Genomic DNA, 18,032 nt, shown 5'->3' with positions numbered 1-18,032 from the left:
GTCGCTCAGCGACCCATGGTTCCGGTGCCTGATGACTTCAGCTGACCGACTCATGCGCGACGATTACGCCTCGCAGGCGCTTGGCATCGAGATCGTCACCGCCGAACCGGGCGATGTGACCCTCCGCATGACGGTGCGCCGCGACATGCTCAACGGATTCGGCATCACGCACGGCGGCATGGTGTTCGCGCTCGCCGACACCGCGTTCGCGTTCGCGTGCAACGAGGGGGAGACCGTGACGGTCGCGGCCGGCGCTGACATCTCCTTCCTCGCGCCCACCCGCGAAGGCGACGTGCTGACCGCGCATGCACGCCGCGTTTCACTGCGCGGCCGCAGCGGAATCTACGACGTCACCGTCACCACGGCCTCGGGTGATGTGATCGCCGAATTCCGCGGACGCTCCCGCACCACCAACACAGCCATCGACTAGCAGCGCAACCACATGGTTCCGCTCTCCGCCTTGCGGTGTCAGCCCATGGTTCCGCTCTCCGCCGCTCGGCGATCGTCGGGGGTTCCGCTCTCATCCACCGCGGCGAGGAGTGCGCCGAGGATTTCTGCGTGACGGAGGAGGAAGGCGCGTTCGTCGAGCTTTTTGCGGCGCAGCCACGATGTGACTTCGCTGTTGTGTTTGCTCGCGTTGCATGATGCGCACGCCGGAACCACGTTGCTGAGTGTGTAGCGTCCGCCGCGGGAGACGGGCTGAACGCAGTCGCGCTGCAGTGGGACGTCGGCGGCTTGGCAGTAGGCGCACGCGCTCCAAGCGGTGCGGATGCTGCTCCATTGCTCGGGTGTGAGGTCGTTGTCGACACGGGCGAGGCGATTTTGCCGGCGCTTGGCGTAGCGCGCGCTGGTCGCCGCGGAGCGCTTGGCGGGGAATTTGCGGCGGGTCGTCACGGCTCAAACCTAGCTGGGCTGGTGTCGGAGGGTGGGTGTTCCGTGGTCTTGTTCTGATGTCTGCGTGATGGTACTGCTGGCGGTTTCGAACCATCTCAGACTTCTTTCCACAACTTTATAGAAACTATTTACTAATGTCGGTGACTCATGCGAGAATAAAGCATGGTACTTTTAACCGACGTTGCGGCGCTGATACCCACCCTGTGTGGGCACGGCGCGGTCGGTGATGCGCCTGCCATCGGTGCCGCGATTGACGAAGATGCGGTGGCGGCTTCGAGTGAGATGCAGTCGCGCATGCTCACGATGAATGACGCTGAGATTCACGCAGTGATGCAAGAGGCGTCGATGCTGGAGCGCCAGGCCGCGCACCTGCGGCAGATCGCGACGGGCATCGCGTCGGCGCGATCGAGCCGGCAGTTTGGTCACGATGGGCTCGCGGCGAAGCGGGGCCATCGCTCGGCGGTGTCGCTCGTGCAGGAGGTCATGGGTGTGACCAAGGCTGAGGCGGCCCGGCAGGTTCGGGTCAGCGAGTCGCTTGTTGATGCCGCCGGTCTTGCGGCGCTTCCCGACAGTGCCGTCTCGGCTGAAGAGCGCGGGCTCGAATCGGTTGAGGAGTCTCCCGACTGCGCTGTCGCATCGCCGCCGCCTCCGTGGCATCAGCCGCTGAATTTCGCCTTACGCGCAGAGTTGCTCTCGTCGGCACAGTACGACGCGATTAAGAACGGGCTGGGGGAGCCGCCCCGCATTGAGCGACACGTATCGGGCCGTGGTGTCGGTACTGGCGGCGTGATGTCGGCTGATGAGGCCGACGAGTACGACACGCAGGCTCGCGAGGCCTGGTCGGTCGCGGCCGAGGTGCTGATTGCGGAGGCTCCCGTCACGACCGTTGGCGACCTTCATCAGCACGCACGCACCATGCGCGATCAGCTCGACCCTGACGGCGCTCGGCGCCGGTTCAATGAGCGCTACGAGGGGCGCTCGTTTCGCCTGTATCAGCTCGAAAATGGTGCTACTCGCGCCACCTGGACTCTCGACGACGAGACCGCTCTGTTCATCGCGTCGATTCACGATGCCGCGCTGCGTCCGCGACGGGGCGGGCCGCGATTCGTCGACTCCGCGGAGCGTGCGCACGCCGCCGAGCTCTCGGCCGACCCGCGAACCAATGATCAGCTCGCGCACGACCTGATGGTCGACATCCTGCGGGCTGGTGTGCTCGCCGACGCCAAGGCGGTCTTCGGAACCAGGCAGGCCGGCGTGAGGCTGGTGCAGGTTATCGACGGGGCTGGTGAGCGCGCGAACATCGCGCACACCGAAGACCGACTCGTGTCGCTGCCCGGTGGGGTCGCTGACCAGCGGTTGTGTGACAGCGAGAGCGTCCACGTGACCGTTGATACGCACGGCAACCCTCTCGACCTGGGCCGCGCGAAGCGCATGTTCTCGGCGGCACAGAAGATTGCACTCTCGATTCGCGACGGTGGTTGCCGCTGGACCAACTGCGACCGCCCAGCCTCCTACTGCGAAGCGCATCACATCGATCCTTGGTCAGAGGGCGGAACCACCGACGCCGACCGTGGCATCATGCTCTGTCAGCATCACCATATGAACCTCCATAACGGAGGCTGGCGCATCACCCGAGAGGGCAAGGGGGAGTTCATGCTCACCCATCCTGACCATCCGCCGCGCGAGCTCCCACCCAAGGCTCCGCTCGAACATGCGTGGCGAAACGTCACGCTGCCATGCCCGCGATTCCGCCCCGCCGAACACGCCGACGCGGCCTGACGATGCGGGTAGTCCGGTCGTTGAGCGAGGGAGCACAGCGACTGAGTCGAAACGCGCCGAGGTTTTCGAGGCAACGTCACCTCGTTTCGTCTCGCTACGCTCGCTCAACGACCACGCGGGCGCGGGTAGGTCGCCCCGCGAGGGAGCGTGGGGCCGAGGCAGAATGCACCGGGGTTTTCGAGGAGCGTCGCCTCGTTTCGTCTCGCTACAGCTCGATCAACGACCAGGCGGCCCGAGCTGCACCCGCGTGCCCGCCGCGCCACCCGGTTCCGCACCCCCATTCCTAGCCCAGCATCACCAGTGAACCCCACCCAGCCCCTTGGTTCCGCACCCCCCATTCCTAGCCCAGCATCACCAGTGAACCCCACCCAGCCCCTTGGTTCCGCACCCCTTCCCTAAACCCAGCACCCGCCGTACACTATTTACTGACCGATCGTTCTGTAAATAGGAGTCGATGATGACTGCCGCACAACTCGCCGCCGTGGAATCACCCGATGAGCAGCAGGCTTTCGACGCGCTCATCGCCGCCGAACAGCGCATCGAACCGCGCGACTGGATGCCTGACGCCTACCGCCGCACGCTCATTCGACAGATTTCGCAGCACGCGCACTCCGAGATCATCGGAATGCAACCCGAGGGCAACTGGATCACCCGGGCTCCGTCCCTCAAGCGCAAGGCGATCCTGATGGCGAAGGTCCAGGATGAAGCCGGCCACGGCCTCTACCTCTACTCCGCAGCCCAAACCCTTGGCATCACCCGCGACGAAATGACCCAGCAACTCATCGACGGCAAAGCCAAATACTCCTCAATCTTCAACTACCCAACACCCACCTGGGCAGACATGGGGGCGATCGGCTGGCTCGTCGACGGCGCTGCCATCTGCAACCAGGTTCCGCTCTGCCGCGCATCCTACGGACCGTACGGACGCGCCATGGTGCGCATCTGTAAAGAGGAATCGTTCCACCAGCGACAGGGGTTCGAAATCCTTCTGACCCTCATGCAGGGCACCGAAGCCCAGCGCGACATGGCACAAGACGCCGTTAACCGCTGGTACTGGCCGAGCCTCATGATGTTCGGCCCGCCCGACGATGAATCGCCTAACTCGGCGCAGTCGATGGCCTGGAAAATCAAACGCTTCTCGAACGACGAACTGCGCCAGCGCTTCGTTGGCATGCTCGTTCCGCAGGCTGAGATTCTCGGCATCACGCTGCCCGACCCCGAACTTCACTGGGACGAAGACCACTGGCACACCAGCGAGATCGACTGGACCGAATTTCACGAAGTCCTCTCCGGCCGCGGACCCATGAACGGAACCCGACTGCAGAACCGCCGCGCGGCACATGAAGAGGGTGCCTGGGTGCGTGAGGCCGCCGTCGCCTATGCCGCAAAGCAAGCCAAGAAAGCAGAGGCCGCAGCATGACCTCCCCCGGATCAGACAACAAAGACACCTGGCCACTCTGGGAAGTGTTCGTGCGATCCAACCGCGGCCTCAGCCACGTGCACGCCGGCTCACTTCACGCACCCGACGCCGAACTCGCCCTCCGCAACGCCCGCGACCTCTACACCCGCCGCAGCGAAGGCACCTCCATCTGGGTGGTTCCGGCCGACGCCATCACGACGAGCGACCCCGATTCCCGCGGCGCCTTCTTCGAGAGCCCTGCCGGCAAAAACTACCGCCACGCCATCTACTACACGGCGTCCGAGGGGGTGCCCCACCTATGACGAGCGCACAGAACGGAACCACAGAGCTGGCTCCCGAGGATAGTGAGAACCCGCACGGTGCCGTCACCGTTGACCAACTCGACCTCGAAGCAGAACTCGCCGGCGATGCCGATGCCATCGCGACCCCCGAGACCGCCGAATACGTACTCTGGCTCGCCGACGACGCGCTCATCCTTGCGCAACAACTCAGCCGCTGGATCGCACATGCACCGGAGATCGAAGAAGACGTCGCGCTCGGAAACATCGCGCTCGACCTCCTCGGCCATGCCAGATCACTCCTTCGCTACGCGGGATCAGCCAGCGGCCGCACCGAAGACGATCTCGCATACTTCCGCAACGAACCAGAGTTCCGGTGCAGCTGGATGGTGCAGCAAGACAACGGCGATTTCGCCCACACGATCATCCGCCAACTCGTCATGGCCACCTACATGTTCGCCCTCTACACGCGCCTCGCGGACTCCACCGACCCGACCCTCGCCGCGATCGCCGCGAAAGCAGTCAAAGAGGTCGAATACCACCGGGACCACGCCGTGCAGTGGACCCTCCGACTGGCCGGCGGCACCGACGAATCCCGCACCCGCACCCAGCGCGCGCTGGAAAATCTGTGGCCATTCGTCGGCGAACTGTTCCGCGACGACACCTCGATAGAACCGCTCATCGCACGCGGCATCGCCGCGCGTCCCTCCAGCCTCCAAGAAGAATGTGAAGCCATCTTCACCGCCGTGCTCGCCGAAGAAGATCTCGAAGTTCCGCAGCCCCAACCATCCAGCGCCGGAGGCCGCCATGGCAGCCACTTCTCAGCGCTCGGCTTCATCCTCGCCGAAATGCAGGTGCTCGCCCGCCAACACCCGGGGGCGACATGGTGACCACAACCCAACTCGACCACGCCCGGGCCATCGCGGGTGCTGTCGCAGACCCCGAGGTTCCGGTGCTCACGATCGCCGACCTCGGAGTCCTCCGCGATGTCGGCATCGAACCAGAGACCGGCACCGTCACCGTCACCATTACGCCCACTTACTCCGGCTGCCCGGCGATGGAGACGATCCGCGACGACCTACACCTCGCGCTCGAAGCCGCCGGCTTCACCGACGTCGTGATCGACCTCACCCTCACACCCGCCTGGACGACCGACTGGATGAGCGACGAAGGCAAACAAAAGCTCACCGCCTACGGCATCGCCCCGCCCACCGGCCGATCGGCGGTCAGGGGCCCCATCCCGCTGACGCTCGCCGTCAAGTGCCCGCGCTGCTCGTCACTGCGCACCAAAGAGCTCGCACGATTCGGATCCACATCCTGCAAGTCGCTCTGGCAGTGCGAAGACTGCCTCGAACCCTTCGACCACTTCAAGAATCACTGACATGGCAACCGACGAAACAGCCGCCACGCTCCTGCAAACTGCAGTCGGAGGCGCCCCCGCCCGCCGCCGCGCCCGGTTCCACGCGCTCGAAGTTGCCGAGGTGCGTCCGCTGACGGAGAGCTCCGTCGAGGTGACGTTCGTGGTTCCGGAACCATTGGCTGACGAATACGACTACTTGCCGGGGCAATATGTCGCGTTACGCGCGCACTTCGAGGGCAAAGAGGTGCGGCGCTCCTATTCGCTGTGTCGTCCGCCGACACCCGGCAGCCTCTCCGTCGGCATCAAACGCGACGACGGCGGCGTCTTCTCCACGTGGGCACAGACCGAACTGCGCCCCGGCGACACGATCGACGTGATGAGTCCGCAGGGCATGTTCACGTCCACCCTCGCCGACGTTGACGGCACCCACGTTGTGGGAGTTGCCGCTGGTTCCGGCATCACTCCCCTCATGGCGCTCGCAACCGCCATGCTCAAGCGATCAGCGACGTCGCGATTCACCCTCATCTACACGAACCGATCTGCCCACGACATCATGTTTTTGCAGGAGATCGGCGACCTCAAAGACCGGTACCCGACGCGTTTCGTCGTGCACCACATCCTGTCGCGCGAGCAGCGGGGCGCTGAACTGCTGTCGGGCCGCGTCGATGCCGAGAAGTTCCACGCGATCGTCGACCGACTCGTGCTGCCGGAGACCGTGGACGAATGGTTCCTGTGCGGCCCGCTCGAACTCGTCTCGATGTGCCGCGCCGTGCTCACTGAGATCGGTATCGCGCGCGAACATATCCGCCACGAACTCTTCACGATCAACGCTGATCGCGGCCCCGCCCGCCCCGTCATCACGCGCACCGACGAGCCCACGATCACGATCGACTTCACCCTCGACGGCCAGCGCGCGACGGTCGCCTCGCCGGTCAGCGCGCGTGAGGCAATTCTCGACGCGGCGATGCGCGTGCGGCCTGACGTTCCGTATGCGTGTGCGGGAGGGGTCTGCGGAACCTGTCGTGCGCTGCTGAGGGAGGGTGCCGTCACGATGACGGAGAACTATGCGCTCGAGCCCGCCGAACTCGAGCACGGATACGTGCTGACCTGCCAATCCCACCCGACGACCGATCGCGTCGTCGTCGACTACGACGTGTGAGGTTCTCATGATCGAGCTGACCATTGCTGACCGAGTGGCCACGGTGGTGCTGAACGCCCCCGACAAACTCAACGCCCTGAACGAGGAGGCGCTCGCGGAACTGAATGACGCGTATGACGAGGCGCAGGGTGCCGGCGTACGCGCTCTCGTGTTGCGCGGTGAAGGTCGGGCGTTCTGCGCCGGACGCGATATCGCCGGAGTCGACCCGCGCGACGACGACGTCTCCGGATACCTCGGCGAATTGGTCACACCGCTGCTTCGCAAGATGTCGTCGTTTCCAGCCCCAACCTTCGCGATGGCTCACGGCGCGTGCCTCGGCGTCGGACTCGGACTATTGATCGCGACCGACGTCGTATACGTCGACGAGAACGCCAAGATCGGCTCCCCCTTCGCCAACCTCGGCGCGACCCTCGACTCGGGTGGTCACGCCCTCTTCTTCGAGCGCCTCGGAGCACACAAGACGCTCGACCTCATCTACACGGGGCGACTCATGACGGGTGCAGAAGCCGTGCAGTCCGGGCTCTTCTCCCAAGTGTTCCCGGCAGGGGAGGCGCTCGCGGCAGTCGAAGCCGCTGCCGCCCGCACCGCCACCGGAGCCACCCACGCCTTCGTCGCCTCGAAGAACCTCATCGCCCAACTGCGTGACGAACGCCTCGGTCTCTGGGAGTCCGTCGCCGACGAGAACGCCGCCCAGGCCGCCCTCTGCGACACCGACGACTACCGCGAAGGCTTCGCCGCGTTCCAGGAGAAGCGCAAGCCCACCTTCCGCGGCAACTGACGCGCTCGACCCGGCGTTCCGTGAGCCGGCGCCAGCGTGTTATCGTTCCGAAACTTGGCGTTCGTGGGGAGCGTCGAGGCGTAACCGGGGGCGCATGAATGTGTTGAAGTTTGTGGGGGCAGTCGCAGTCTTGGCCAGTATGAGCCTGGTGATGTCGGCATGCACGAGCGGGACTCCGATGCCACAGACGGAACCAGCGGTCGCCGTTACGATCGCCATCGACCGTGACGGCGAGGCTGATATCGAGATGTTTAGCGTTGACGCGGTTGAGTGCTCGGCCAAGTCGATTGCAACCGCGCGAGCAGGCAGAGTGTCGAATTACCTCGATGTCGAGTTGTCGGGCGGCCAGGTGTGAGCATCGTCGCGTCGTGGGACTACTTCCGCTTCACCGGTGATGGCCTTATTGAGCCCACCGCGAGCGGCTTCACCATCACAGCTGATGGCGAAGTGGAGGAGCCAGACGCCCAGATCAGAAACTCGAGTGCACTGCGCCCGCTCGATGCGCCGGTCTTCAACGACGGTTCACTCACCGCGACCGTGCGCCGCGAGAGCGACTGAACGTCGTATCCGTCGTCTGACGAAACCTCGGCGGATAACCAAATGTGTGTGCGAACTGCGCGGCATGGAGCATGAATCAATACCGAAGGAGCCCGGATTCCCCGGGTTCCTTCGGTATTTGACTTGCAAATCGCGCCATCGCAAAGAGTCAATTTGAAAGAAACTCTTGCCCATTCATCATAGGACGTGTTAGAACGTATTCACACGTTATAACGAAAGGGCAAACGTGACTGTCACTGTTTCAACCGAATCTTCCGTCATCGATCAGCAGCTCGCAGAGGCGCGCGCAGCCATTGCGGCGCTTCCCACCCTCGAGCGCGTCTTCTTCACCGCATGTGGCGGCTCCTACGCCGTCATGATGCCAAACGAGTACTTCGTGAGCTCGCGATCCACGTCACTAGAAACAGCAGCGTTCAATGCTGCTGAGTTCACCGCACGGGCGTCGCGCCGCGTCAATTCGCAGAGCGTTGTCATCCTGTGCTCGCACTCCGGGACCACCCCTGAGACTGTTGAGGCCGCTCGCCATGCGCGTGCAGCGGGCGCGCTCACGGTCGCGTTCACGCACGAACTTGGATCACCGCTGGCCGAGGCTGCTGAATACGTCATCGCTTACCAACACGGCGAGGGCAAGAGCGAAGCATACGTTGCTCCGTCACTAATGCTCCGTCTTGTCGCTGGCCTCTTGGACGACCACGAAGGTTCGACGCACGGGGCTGCGGTCGATGCGGCTGTCGCATCGCTACCTTCCGTGGTTCCCGCCGTAAAGGCGAAGTATGCCGACGCCGCCGATGCTTGGGGCTTCTCGTACCGTCGCGAAGAGCTCATCTACACGATGGCGTCGGGCTCGAACTATGGCCCCGCCTATTCCTTCGCGATTTGCCTTCTGCAGGAGATGCAGTGGGTTCATTCAGCGGCTATCCATGCCGGCGAGTACTTTCACGGTCCCTTTGAGATCACCGATGTCGATGTCCCCTTCATTGCGCTCCTGGGCCTCGACGAGACTCGTGCTATCGAAGAGCGCGCCGTCAAGTTCTTGACGGCGCACTCGGAACGAACCCTCGTGATCGACGCGAAGGACTTCGGCCTCGACCACCTTGACGAATCGGTTCGCGGTATTGCCGCCCACCTCATCTTCGGCGTCGTGCTCCGCACATTTGCTGACGCACTCGCCGACCACCGTGGACACCCACTGAGTGTGCGTCGCTACATGTGGCGCATGGACTACTAACCCGAAAGGAACCATGATGCGCAAGACACATCGCGCAGTTGGAGCTGTTATTGCAATCGCCGCCCTCGCGCTGCCGCTCGCTGCTTGTTCTTCCTCATCGGGAGATAGCGAGGGTCAGGTCGAGATCAGCTTCTTCCACCGCTGGCCGAATGAGCCCAAAAACTCATACTTCGCTGAGCTTGTTGAGGAGTTCGAAGCCGAGAACCCCGATATCAAGGTCAAGGTTGAAAGCGTTCTCAACGATTCGTACAAAGACAAGGTGAAGGTTGTCGCAGGAAGCGATAACGCACCCGATGTCATGTTCTCGTGGAGCGGCTCGTTCATCACCGAGCTTGTCGAGGGCGGCAACGTCATGGATCTCAGCGACTGGCTCGCCGAGAACCCTGAGATCAAGGACCGGTACTACGAGAGCCAGATGGAGCCATTCCAGGTGAATGGCGGCCAGTACGGCATCCCGGTCGGCATGCAGGCCAAGCTCTTCTTCTACAACAAGGATGTGTTCGCAGAGCTGGGACTCGAAGCTCCGGAAAGCTGGGATGATTTTGTGTCTGTGCTCGAAGCCGTTCAGGCCGACGGCATGACACCGATTCAGTTCGGTGCACAGGAGCAGTGGCCGATTGCGCACTACGTCGGCACATTGAACCAGCGCATGCTCCCCGCAGACGTCTTCGAAGCCGACCGCGATCCGTCGAAGGGCGAATTCACCGACCCCGGATACGTCAAGGCTCTTGAGGTGTTGCAGGAGATCGCGAGCTATGCAAACGCAGATGCCACGGCTGTTGGTCATGAAGCTGCGCGAAATGCGTGGATTGCGGGCGAGGCCCCGATCATGTACATGCAAGGTTCGGAGATCGCGTACTTTGGCGATGCTGCCTTTGAGTACGGAACCTTCAACTTCCCGGCTGTAGATGGTGGCAAAGGCGACCCGCTCCAGCTCACCGGAGCTCCTGAAGGGTTCGCGGTGGCCGCGAACACCAAGCACCCGGAGGAGTCGTTGCGGTTCCTCGAGTTCATGCTCAACAAGCAGAATGGTGTGGCCTACACGGAGAAGACCGGCGAACTCAGCGCGGTCGTCGGAGCCGTGGAAGAAGCTGACGCCCCCGCCAGCCTCAAGGCAATCTCGTCAGAGATCGTGGACGCGAGCGCGATGACACCGTGGCTTGACAACGCGTACGACCCGCAGATCGTGCAAGCGTATTTGGCAGAGACGCAGCTCATGCTCGCCGGCCAGCAAACACCGGAGGGCGTGATGGCCGCTGTGCAGGCCGCCGCTCAGCGGGTTCGCGACGGGGCGTAGCCCATTGGAGGTGTGGGCTGGTCGACACGTTTCCCGGTCCACACCACCTCTCTCGTATACGCGAGGCAACGTCGCCTCACACGAAGGAGCTCATTTTGGTTAAACGCTCACACTTGTTCCCGCTACTATATGTTGCCCCCGCGCTGATCCTCATCGGGCTATTCGTCTACTACCCGCTCATCGCCAACATCGGGTTCTCCTTCTTTAGCTTTGGGGCTGGCAATGCCGAGATGACATGGGTTGGCGTCGACAACATCACCCGCCTGTTCGGGGATCCCGTCATCCACACGGCGCTGAAAAATAACCTCCTCTACGCGGTCGTATCCGTGATCGTCCAAGTGGGCGGTGGCCTCGTAGTCGCTGCGTGGCTCACGCACCTTCTCGGACGTCGCATGGGTGCGTTCCTGAGAAGTGTCTACTTCATGCCAGCGGTGATCTCCATGACCGTTATCGCGTTGCTGTTCACGTTCATTTTTGATTCGCGCAACGGGCTTCTTAACGCGTTCCTTGGCGTTGTTGGTCTTGAGGGGTTGCAGACTGCGTGGCTGGCCGACGTAAACACCGCGATGGGTGCCGTGATTGCCGTTTCACAATGGCAGAGCATCGGCTACATCTGCATGCTCTACGTCGTCGCCCTACAGCAGATACCGACCGAACTTTATGAAGCTGCTGCGCTTGACGGCGCAGGTAAAGTCCGACAGTTCTTCCACATCACCGTTCCGCAGGCTAAAGAGATGATCTTCGTCGCCATGATCTTGACCGTTTCAGGCGCATTCACCGTGTTCAACGAACCGTACATCCTGACCAAGGGCGGCCCTGGCAACACCACTCAAGTGCTGGCCACCTACATGTACAACCAGGGCTTCTTCCAGAACCAGATGGGCTACGCATCGGCGATCGCGACCTTGATCTTTGTGATCACGCTGGTGCTTTCGGTCATCCAACTGGTGTCGTTCCGAACAGGAAAGGACTGACATGTCCACCAACCTTCGAGACACGGTTCTTGGTGACCTTGACGCCACACCGCAATCAGGCCCGCTTGACACGACTTCCGTTGCGACGCTCGGCCGCCAGAAACGGACGCGCAAGCACACATCGACGCCATGGAATATTCCGGCGTATGTGATGCTCGCGGTCTATGCAATTGCGATCGCATATCCGCTGTTTTGGATGGTGATCTCATCGTTCAAGACGTCGAGCGAGGTCTACCAGAACCCGTGGGGCCTGCCGAGCGAATGGCTCGTTAAGAACTATGCAGCGGCGTGGGAGCGAGGTATCTCGGACTACTTCGTCAACTCCCTCATCGTCACGATCGTTTCTACGATCGCGACGGTGGCAATCGCTGCGCTGTGCGCATACGGCATGGTGCGGTTGAGGTCCCGCGTTAGCGATGTGATCCTGATCGTCTTGATGGGCGGGCTGGTCGTTGCTCCGCAGGTGAGCCTGATTCCGCTCTACAAGCTTCTAGATTCGATGAATCTACTCGACACATATTGGGCGATGATTCTTCCCTACGTAGCTTTTCGCCTGCCGATGGCGATCATCCTCATTCGCTCCGTCTTCCTTAGCGTCCCGCTCGAACTCGTAGACGCCGCAACGATTGACGGCTGTTCATCGCTGAAGACCTTCCGTCACGTCTACTTGCCGCTGAGTCGTTCGGTGCTGGTGACGGCTGCCGTGCTGACCGCCTACTTCGCGTGGAATGAATTCCTATTTGCGATCGTCTATGTCGACAGCGACGCGATTAGAACCATTCCCGCGGGCCTGATGTCTTTCCGCGACGCACTCTCCACCGACTGGGGCGTACTACTTGCGGGCCTGGTGATCGCCGCGCTCCCCATCATCGTGGTATTCCTCCTCCTCCAGCGGTACTTCGTCGCCGGCGTTGCAGCCGGTAGCGTGAAAGGCTAGTTCGATGTTCACTCCCGACCAACTCATCGAGCAGCTGTCGACAGTTGCGTCGCCATCAATCGCTGGCGTTGGCGACAATGTTCTCGACACCTACCTGCACGAAGATCTGTCGTACCCCGGCGGAAATGCGCTAAACGTTGCCGTGTACAGCAAGCTCTTCTTCCAGGCGAAGAGCGGCTTCATCGGAGTGATGGGCACGGATAGATTCGCCGATCACCTCCGCGCCGTTCTTGACACGACTCACGTCGACTATGCGCGTTCACGCCGAATGATCGGGTCGAACGGCATGGCATTTGTCGCATTAGATGATGACGGGGATCGTCGATTCGTCGGATCGAACTGGGGTGGAGTGCAGAACGAGGTGCGACTTCGACTAAACCACCACGACTTCGCCTACCTTGAGGAGTTCAACCGGGTACACACGTCCGTATACTCGGCCATCGATGGCGAGCTCGGGAACCTCCGCGAACGGGGAATTCGTGTCTCCTATGACTACTCGAATGATGCGCGTCCGGAGACGATCGTTCACTCAGCCGAACATGTTGACGTTGGCTTCTTTTCCGGTGGCGGACTCTCGGAGGGTGAGGTCCGGGCGCTCGCTGACTTCGCGCTTGAGTCGGGCATGCAACGCGTCGTTGTTACGCTGGGGGCACAGGGCTCGAGAGCCTTTGAAAGTGGGGCGTCGGCCGCCGTCGGTATCTTCCCCGTTGAGGCCCTCGACGCGCTCGGCGCTGGCGACGCATTCATTACCGGTTTTCTCGCTGCCACTGAGCAGGGCTCTGAACTCGATGATGCGATGAATATTGCGGCGATGACCGGGGCGTTAGCGTGTACCTACCGGGGGGCGTTCGGATACGCTGTGGACGCAGGAGATGACGCCCGCGCGCAGTTGCTGCGACGCATTGACTGACCAGAGAAAGGCAGATGCGTGAACCGACCTGTTTCGATGTCGCTTCATGAGCAGGTGCGAACCACGTTGCTCTCCGAGATTGAACGTGGCGCTTTCTCCGACGATCGACTTCCGCCAGAACCCGAGCTATGCCAACGCTTTGGAGTGAGTCGAATCACTGTGCGGCGTGCGGTCGCAGATCTCGAAGAGCTCGGTGTCGTCACCCGGCGTCAGGGGCTCGGCACTTTTATATCCCCACGCTTCACGCCTGTCGCGTCCATGTCTGTGGGAGGGTTCGCTGATTCGCTCACCGGTAAGGGAGCGATCTCTCGCACCATGATTCTCGCGGAGGAGCAGCCCGCCGATGAAGAGACCGCTCGTGCACTCCGCATTGAGGTGAACGCGCCGACCTTCCGACTCGTTCGAACGTTCTTGCTGGACGGCGTCCCGCTGTCGATGGACGACAGCCGCTACTCACTCGCCCGCTTTCCGGGGTTTTCAGAGAAGGTCACGCCACAGAGCAGCACCTATCAAATTCTCCGCGATGACTATGGGGTGATCTTTCACAGCGTCGAGCGTCGAATCGGCGTGAGTTTTACAACGGAAGAGTCGGCAGGATGGCTCAAGAGGCCTGAGCATGACGCACTTGTGCTCATTGAGAAGGTGGCAACCGATCGCACCGGTGACGTCATTCACGTTTCCCGCGTAGAAACCGTGCCAAGCCGGATCGAACTGAAGATGGTGGCGTTGGAAGACGAGGCCGACTGAGTCACTGCCCCATTTCGGCGCGAATCACAGCGGCCGACGCCGTAAGGCGGGCGCCAACCGCGGGTGCATCGGCATCTTTACCGACGTAAATCACCGAGATCGCCGCCGGACGCTGCCCCCGCAACGCGAGCGGAACCGCAATCGCCTTCACCGTCGGAATCACCTCATCGTGACTCACGGCGTAGCCCGATCGATGCACCGCATGCACTTCGTCACGCAGCTCATCGGAGATATCCGCGGGCCAATCCGACTCTGGCATCGCCGCCAGAATCGCCTTACCCGTCGCCCCCAACCGCACCGAGTGCCGTGCGCCCGGATGCTGGGCCACCGAAGCGATCGAATGCCGTGGAGTCACCGTCGCAAGAGTCACGGCTTCCTCCTGGTCGAGCACGCCCAAGAAGCACGTCATGCCCAGTTCATTCGCGATCGCGGTGAGCTCGGGCAGGGCCTGAGACTGCAGATCGCGCGCGACGCCGGCGGCCAACGCGGCCATGCGCGGCGCCAGTTCGATCACACCGTTGGCGTCGCGCGTGACGAGACCATGCTCTTCGAGCGTGCGCAACAGGCGGTACGCTATGGACCGGTGCACGTCGAGTTCGCGCGCGATATCGGCGATCACGAGCGGTTCACGCGCAGCCGCCAGGATCTCCAGGATGCGAATGCCGCGGCTCAGAGTCTGCGATGCCGGCGCCTCAGCCATGTCACTCCCACTTGTCGTATACGAAACGCTCGCGTACCATGCTCGTGTTCACTATACGAACGTCGCGTTCGATAATAGAACACAATAACCCCGAAGACAACACTCAGCGATGTCGCTGATTAGGGATGACAACGATGCAGTTTCACCACCACGGATACGTCTCAGGCGAGCCCCGAGTTCTCCCCGCCGAGGGCACCGGCCTCAACCGCCCGACCGACCTCCCCGACGAGACCGACGTGCTCATCGTTGGTTCCGGCCCCGCAGGCATGCTGCTTGCCGCCCAGCTTTCGAGGTATCCGAGCGTCACGACACGAATCATCGAGCGCCGCCCTGGCCGCCTCGCGATCGGTCAGGCAGACGGAATCCAAGCCCGCAGCGTCGAGACCTTCCAGGCATTCGGCTTCGCCGAGCGCATCGTCGCCGAGGCCTTCCAGCTCTCTGCGATGAACTTCTGGTCACCAGACCCCAACAACCACGGCAGCATCATCCGCACCGCGATCGCCGAAGATGACCCGCACGGCATCAGCGAGTTTCCGCACCTCATCGTCAACCAGGCCCGCGTGCTCGACTACTTCGCCGAGTACGCAGCCAACGGACCAGCACGCATCCACCCCGACTTCGGCTACGAGTTCGTCACCCTCAGTGTGGAGGAGGGCGAATACCCCGTCACCGTGACGCTCAAGCACACTGACGGCGAGAAGGTCGGCCAAGAACAGATCATCAAGGCGAAGTACGTCGTCGGCTGTGATGGTGCCCGCAGCGCCGTGCGCGAGTCGATCGGACGCAAGCTTGTCGGCGACCAGGCATTCCATGCCTGGGGCGTCATGGACGTGCTCGCCAACACCGACTTCCCCGACATCCGCACCAAGTGCGCGATCCAGTCGACCCACGGTTCCATCCTGCTGATTCCCCGCGAGGGCGGATTTCTGTTCCGCATGTACGTCGACCTCGGCGAGGTTCCGGCCGACAACAACGGCGAGATTCGCAAAACCACGATCGAGCAGATCATCGCGAAGGCGAACGAGATCCTGCACCCCTATACGGTCGACGTGAAAGACGTGCCGTGGCACAGCGTCTACGAAGTGGGCCACCGCGTTACCGACAAGTTCGATGACGTCTATGACGAAGAGCGCACGCCCCGCGTCTTCATCGCCGGCGACGCCTGCCACACACACTCCGCGAAGGCGGGCCAGGGCATGAACGTTTCGATGCAGGACGGCTTCAACCTCGGCTGGAAACTCGGCCAGGTACTCGAGGGCCGCAGCCCCGAGTCGTTGCTCGCCACCTACTCGAGCGAGCGTCAGGTCATCGCGCAGAACCTCATCGACTTCGACAAGGAGTGGTCGACGCTCATGGCGAAGAAGCCCGAAGAGTTTGAAAACCCCGACGACCTCGCCGAGTTCTACACGACGACCGCGGAGTTCCCGGCAGGCTTCATGACCCAGTACGAGCCGTCGATGATCACGTCGGGCGCCGCCCAGCAGCAGCTTGCCACCGGGTTCCCGCTCGGCAAGCGCTTCAAGTCGGTCATGACTACGCGTGTCGCCGATGCGAACCCGATTCACATCGGACACCACCACCGCGCTGACGGACGCTGGCGCGTGTACGCATTCGCTGACGGAACCACGGGGCAGTCGCCGAAGCTGGACGCGTGGGCAGAGTGGATGAACACGTCCCCCGAATCCCCGATCGCCCGCTTTACGCCGGCCGGCGCCGATAAGGATGCGGTCTTCGATGTCAAGGCCGTGTACCCGACGCGCTATGAAGACGTAGACCTCACCGCAGTTCCGCGCCTCTTCTTCCCGCAGGTGGGTCCATTCCAACTCGATGACCACGAGAAGGTGTACGCCGTGTCGCCCGACGCCGACATCTTCGCCGAGCGCGGCATCGACCGCGGCGGTGTCGTCGTCGTGGTGCGCCCCGACCACTACGTCGCGCACATCCTTCCGCTGGATGACGCGACCACCGAGCTCGCGACCTTCTTCGCGGGGCTCATGATCGACCAGTAAGACCAGCTCGCGAGCACTGCGCTCGCGAGGATACGTGCGGCGCCCGGGGTAAAGATTCCCCGGGCGCCGCATTTGTCCTTCCGGGTGCATCTGTCTATCCGGGTGCATGGGTCTTTGCGGGTGCATTGATCTTTACGGGTGGTCTTCCCTCCTCTTTAGCCGAGTCCCTATGGTTCCGCTGCGCAATCCTGTTCTGCACGACGGGAGTGCGCGCACGCGTCGAAATCGCGGCGTTTCGTCGGATCGCGGTCGTTTCATCGTGCAGAACAGGGTGAGCGTGCTGAGGCCAGAGCGGTCAGATATGGCCCTGGGTGGCGGGTAAAGACCGCCGAGTTGGCGGAGATTCATGGCCTACTCAGGTCTTTTCGCCTCGCCGCCGAACGCTACACCCAAGGCGACACGCCCGAGGGTTGAGTCTGATTTGCCGGAACCCCAGAACCCGCGTAACTTATTACTTGTTCGCCCCACAGGGTAGAGCGAAAGGCCGGAAGGCCTGGCTCCCCTCAAGCGGCGGACCACCTCCCAAAACACACTTCACACCGAAGAAATTCGGTTGAGTTTGTGTTGGGAAATCTTATTTCGCTTGAAACTGTCGATTTGACAGCGAGAGCGAAACATATAAGATAGAGAAGTTGCCCTTTGGCAGGCCAGGAATGGTTTGGTGGGGGAGCATCCGATCCTTGAGAACTCAACAGCGTGCACTTGTCAAATGCCAAATTATCCTCGGGCAGTCTTTTTGGGCTGTTTGAGAATTCCTTTGGATCAAAGACCTAGCCTTCTTTGTGGAGGGTTAGGCAATGGATAGTCAGCAATGATTTATCTCTTTGGTCATGATTGAACTCGCTGCATTTCCTGCCTTTTTCCGGTGGGGGTGTTGGCAATCGTTTTTTACGGAGAGTTTGATCCTGGCTCAGGATGAACGCTGGCGGCGTGCTTAACACATGCAAGTCGAACGGTGAAGCAGAGCTTGCTCTGTGGATCAGTGGCGAACGGGTGAGTAACAC

At 62.0% G+C, this 18,032-nt stretch carries 19 protein-coding genes and 1 rRNA gene; 18 read left to right on the top strand and 2 right to left on the bottom strand.

Features of this window, described 5'->3' with window-relative positions; translation table 11 throughout:
• Positions 1-31: 31 nt before the first annotated feature.
• Positions 32-430, top strand: coding sequence for a hydroxyphenylacetyl-CoA thioesterase PaaI (paaI, locus tag FVP60_RS10765; RefSeq protein ID WP_147826297.1), 399 nt, complete (start codon positions 32-34; stop codon positions 428-430).
• A gap of 38 nt (positions 431-468) precedes the next feature.
• Here the strand turns inward: paaI and FVP60_RS10760 are convergent, their stop codons facing one another.
• On the bottom strand, positions 469-894 hold the full coding sequence (locus tag FVP60_RS10760; protein WP_147826296.1) for an HNH endonuclease: 426 nt from the start codon (positions 892-894) through the stop codon (positions 469-471).
• A gap of 162 nt (positions 895-1,056) precedes the next feature.
• On the opposite strand from FVP60_RS10760, the gene FVP60_RS10755 reads away from it, so the two are divergent.
• The 15 genes from FVP60_RS10755 (at position 1,057) to FVP60_RS10685 (ending at position 14,319) form a co-directional block, all read left to right on the top strand.
• Positions 1,057-2,673, top strand: a complete 1,617-nt coding sequence (locus FVP60_RS10755) for an HNH endonuclease signature motif containing protein (protein ID WP_147826295.1) — start codon at positions 1,057-1,059, stop codon at positions 2,671-2,673.
• A 454-nt stretch (positions 2,674-3,127) separates the two neighbouring features.
• Positions 3,128-4,093 (top strand): 1,2-phenylacetyl-CoA epoxidase subunit PaaA, encoded by a 966-nt coding sequence (paaA, locus tag FVP60_RS10750; protein ID WP_147826294.1) that lies wholly within the window; start codon positions 3,128-3,130, stop codon positions 4,091-4,093.
• On the top strand, positions 4,090-4,395 hold the full coding sequence (gene paaB, locus FVP60_RS10745; protein ID WP_147826293.1) for a 1,2-phenylacetyl-CoA epoxidase subunit PaaB: 306 nt from the start codon (positions 4,090-4,092) through the stop codon (positions 4,393-4,395). Before paaA ends, paaB begins: the two co-directional genes overlap by 4 nt.
• A complete protein-coding gene (gene paaC, locus FVP60_RS10740; protein WP_147826292.1) occupies positions 4,392-5,261 on the top strand; it encodes a 1,2-phenylacetyl-CoA epoxidase subunit PaaC in 870 nt (289 codons plus the stop codon). Before paaB ends, paaC begins: the two co-directional genes overlap by 4 nt.
• A complete protein-coding gene (gene paaD / locus FVP60_RS10735) occupies positions 5,255-5,752 on the top strand; it encodes a 1,2-phenylacetyl-CoA epoxidase subunit PaaD (protein ID WP_147826291.1) in 498 nt (165 codons plus the stop codon). Before paaC ends, paaD begins: the two co-directional genes overlap by 7 nt.
• Position 5,753: 1 nt before the next feature.
• Positions 5,754-6,890 carry a 1,2-phenylacetyl-CoA epoxidase subunit PaaE gene (gene paaE, locus FVP60_RS10730; protein WP_147826290.1) on the top strand — a complete coding sequence of 379 codons (1,137 nt, stop codon included), beginning with the start codon at positions 5,754-5,756 and terminating at the stop codon, positions 6,888-6,890.
• A gap of 7 nt (positions 6,891-6,897) precedes the next feature.
• On the top strand, positions 6,898-7,668 hold the full coding sequence (locus FVP60_RS10725) for an enoyl-CoA hydratase/isomerase family protein (protein ID WP_147826289.1): 771 nt from the start codon (positions 6,898-6,900) through the stop codon (positions 7,666-7,668).
• 139 nt (positions 7,669-7,807) lie between these two features.
• Complete coding sequence (locus tag FVP60_RS10720; protein WP_222705926.1) at positions 7,808-8,023, top strand: hypothetical protein; 216 nt, start codon at positions 7,808-7,810, stop codon at positions 8,021-8,023.
• Entirely contained in the window at positions 8,020-8,226 is a 207-nt protein-coding gene (locus FVP60_RS10715) for a hypothetical protein (RefSeq protein ID WP_147826287.1), read from the top strand. Before FVP60_RS10720 ends, FVP60_RS10715 begins: the two co-directional genes overlap by 4 nt.
• Positions 8,227-8,452: 226 nt before the next feature.
• Positions 8,453-9,454: an SIS domain-containing protein gene (locus FVP60_RS10710; RefSeq protein WP_147826286.1), complete on the top strand. Its 1,002-nt coding sequence runs from the start codon at positions 8,453-8,455 to the stop codon at positions 9,452-9,454.
• Positions 9,455-9,467: 13 nt separating this feature from the next.
• Complete coding sequence (locus FVP60_RS10705) at positions 9,468-10,751, top strand: ABC transporter substrate-binding protein (RefSeq protein ID WP_147826285.1); 1,284 nt, start codon at positions 9,468-9,470, stop codon at positions 10,749-10,751.
• 95 nt (positions 10,752-10,846) lie between these two features.
• Entirely contained in the window at positions 10,847-11,725 is an 879-nt protein-coding gene (locus FVP60_RS10700) for a carbohydrate ABC transporter permease (protein WP_147826284.1), read from the top strand.
• 1 nt (position 11,726) lies between these two features.
• Positions 11,727-12,662: a carbohydrate ABC transporter permease gene (locus tag FVP60_RS10695; protein WP_147826283.1), complete on the top strand. Its 936-nt coding sequence runs from the start codon at positions 11,727-11,729 to the stop codon at positions 12,660-12,662.
• A 4-nt stretch (positions 12,663-12,666) separates the two neighbouring features.
• Entirely contained in the window at positions 12,667-13,572 is a 906-nt protein-coding gene (locus FVP60_RS10690) for a PfkB family carbohydrate kinase (protein ID WP_147826282.1), read from the top strand.
• Positions 13,573-13,590: 18 nt separating this feature from the next.
• Positions 13,591-14,319, top strand: coding sequence for a GntR family transcriptional regulator (locus FVP60_RS10685; protein WP_147826281.1), 729 nt, complete (start codon positions 13,591-13,593; stop codon positions 14,317-14,319).
• A 1-nt stretch (position 14,320) separates the two neighbouring features.
• Here FVP60_RS10685 and FVP60_RS10680 read toward each other — a convergent pair whose 3' ends face one another.
• Positions 14,321-15,019: an IclR family transcriptional regulator gene (locus tag FVP60_RS10680; protein ID WP_147826280.1), complete on the bottom strand. Its 699-nt coding sequence runs from the start codon at positions 15,017-15,019 to the stop codon at positions 14,321-14,323.
• A gap of 134 nt (positions 15,020-15,153) precedes the next feature.
• Between FVP60_RS10680 and FVP60_RS10675 the strand changes: the two genes are divergently transcribed.
• Positions 15,154-17,028, top strand: coding sequence for an FAD-binding monooxygenase (locus FVP60_RS10675; protein WP_147826475.1), 1,875 nt, complete (start codon positions 15,154-15,156; stop codon positions 17,026-17,028).
• Between the two features lie 887 nt (positions 17,029-17,915).
• A 16S ribosomal RNA gene (locus tag FVP60_RS10670) occupies positions 17,916-18,032 on the top strand; the annotation flags it as partial.

The sequence above is a fragment of the Microbacterium mitrae genome (assembly GCF_008017445.1).
Lineage (GTDB): Bacteria > Actinomycetota > Actinomycetes > Actinomycetales > Microbacteriaceae > Microbacterium > Microbacterium mitrae.
The sequence above is the reverse complement of the archived record's forward strand: the minus strand, read 5'-3'. Positions and strand labels throughout refer to the sequence as shown.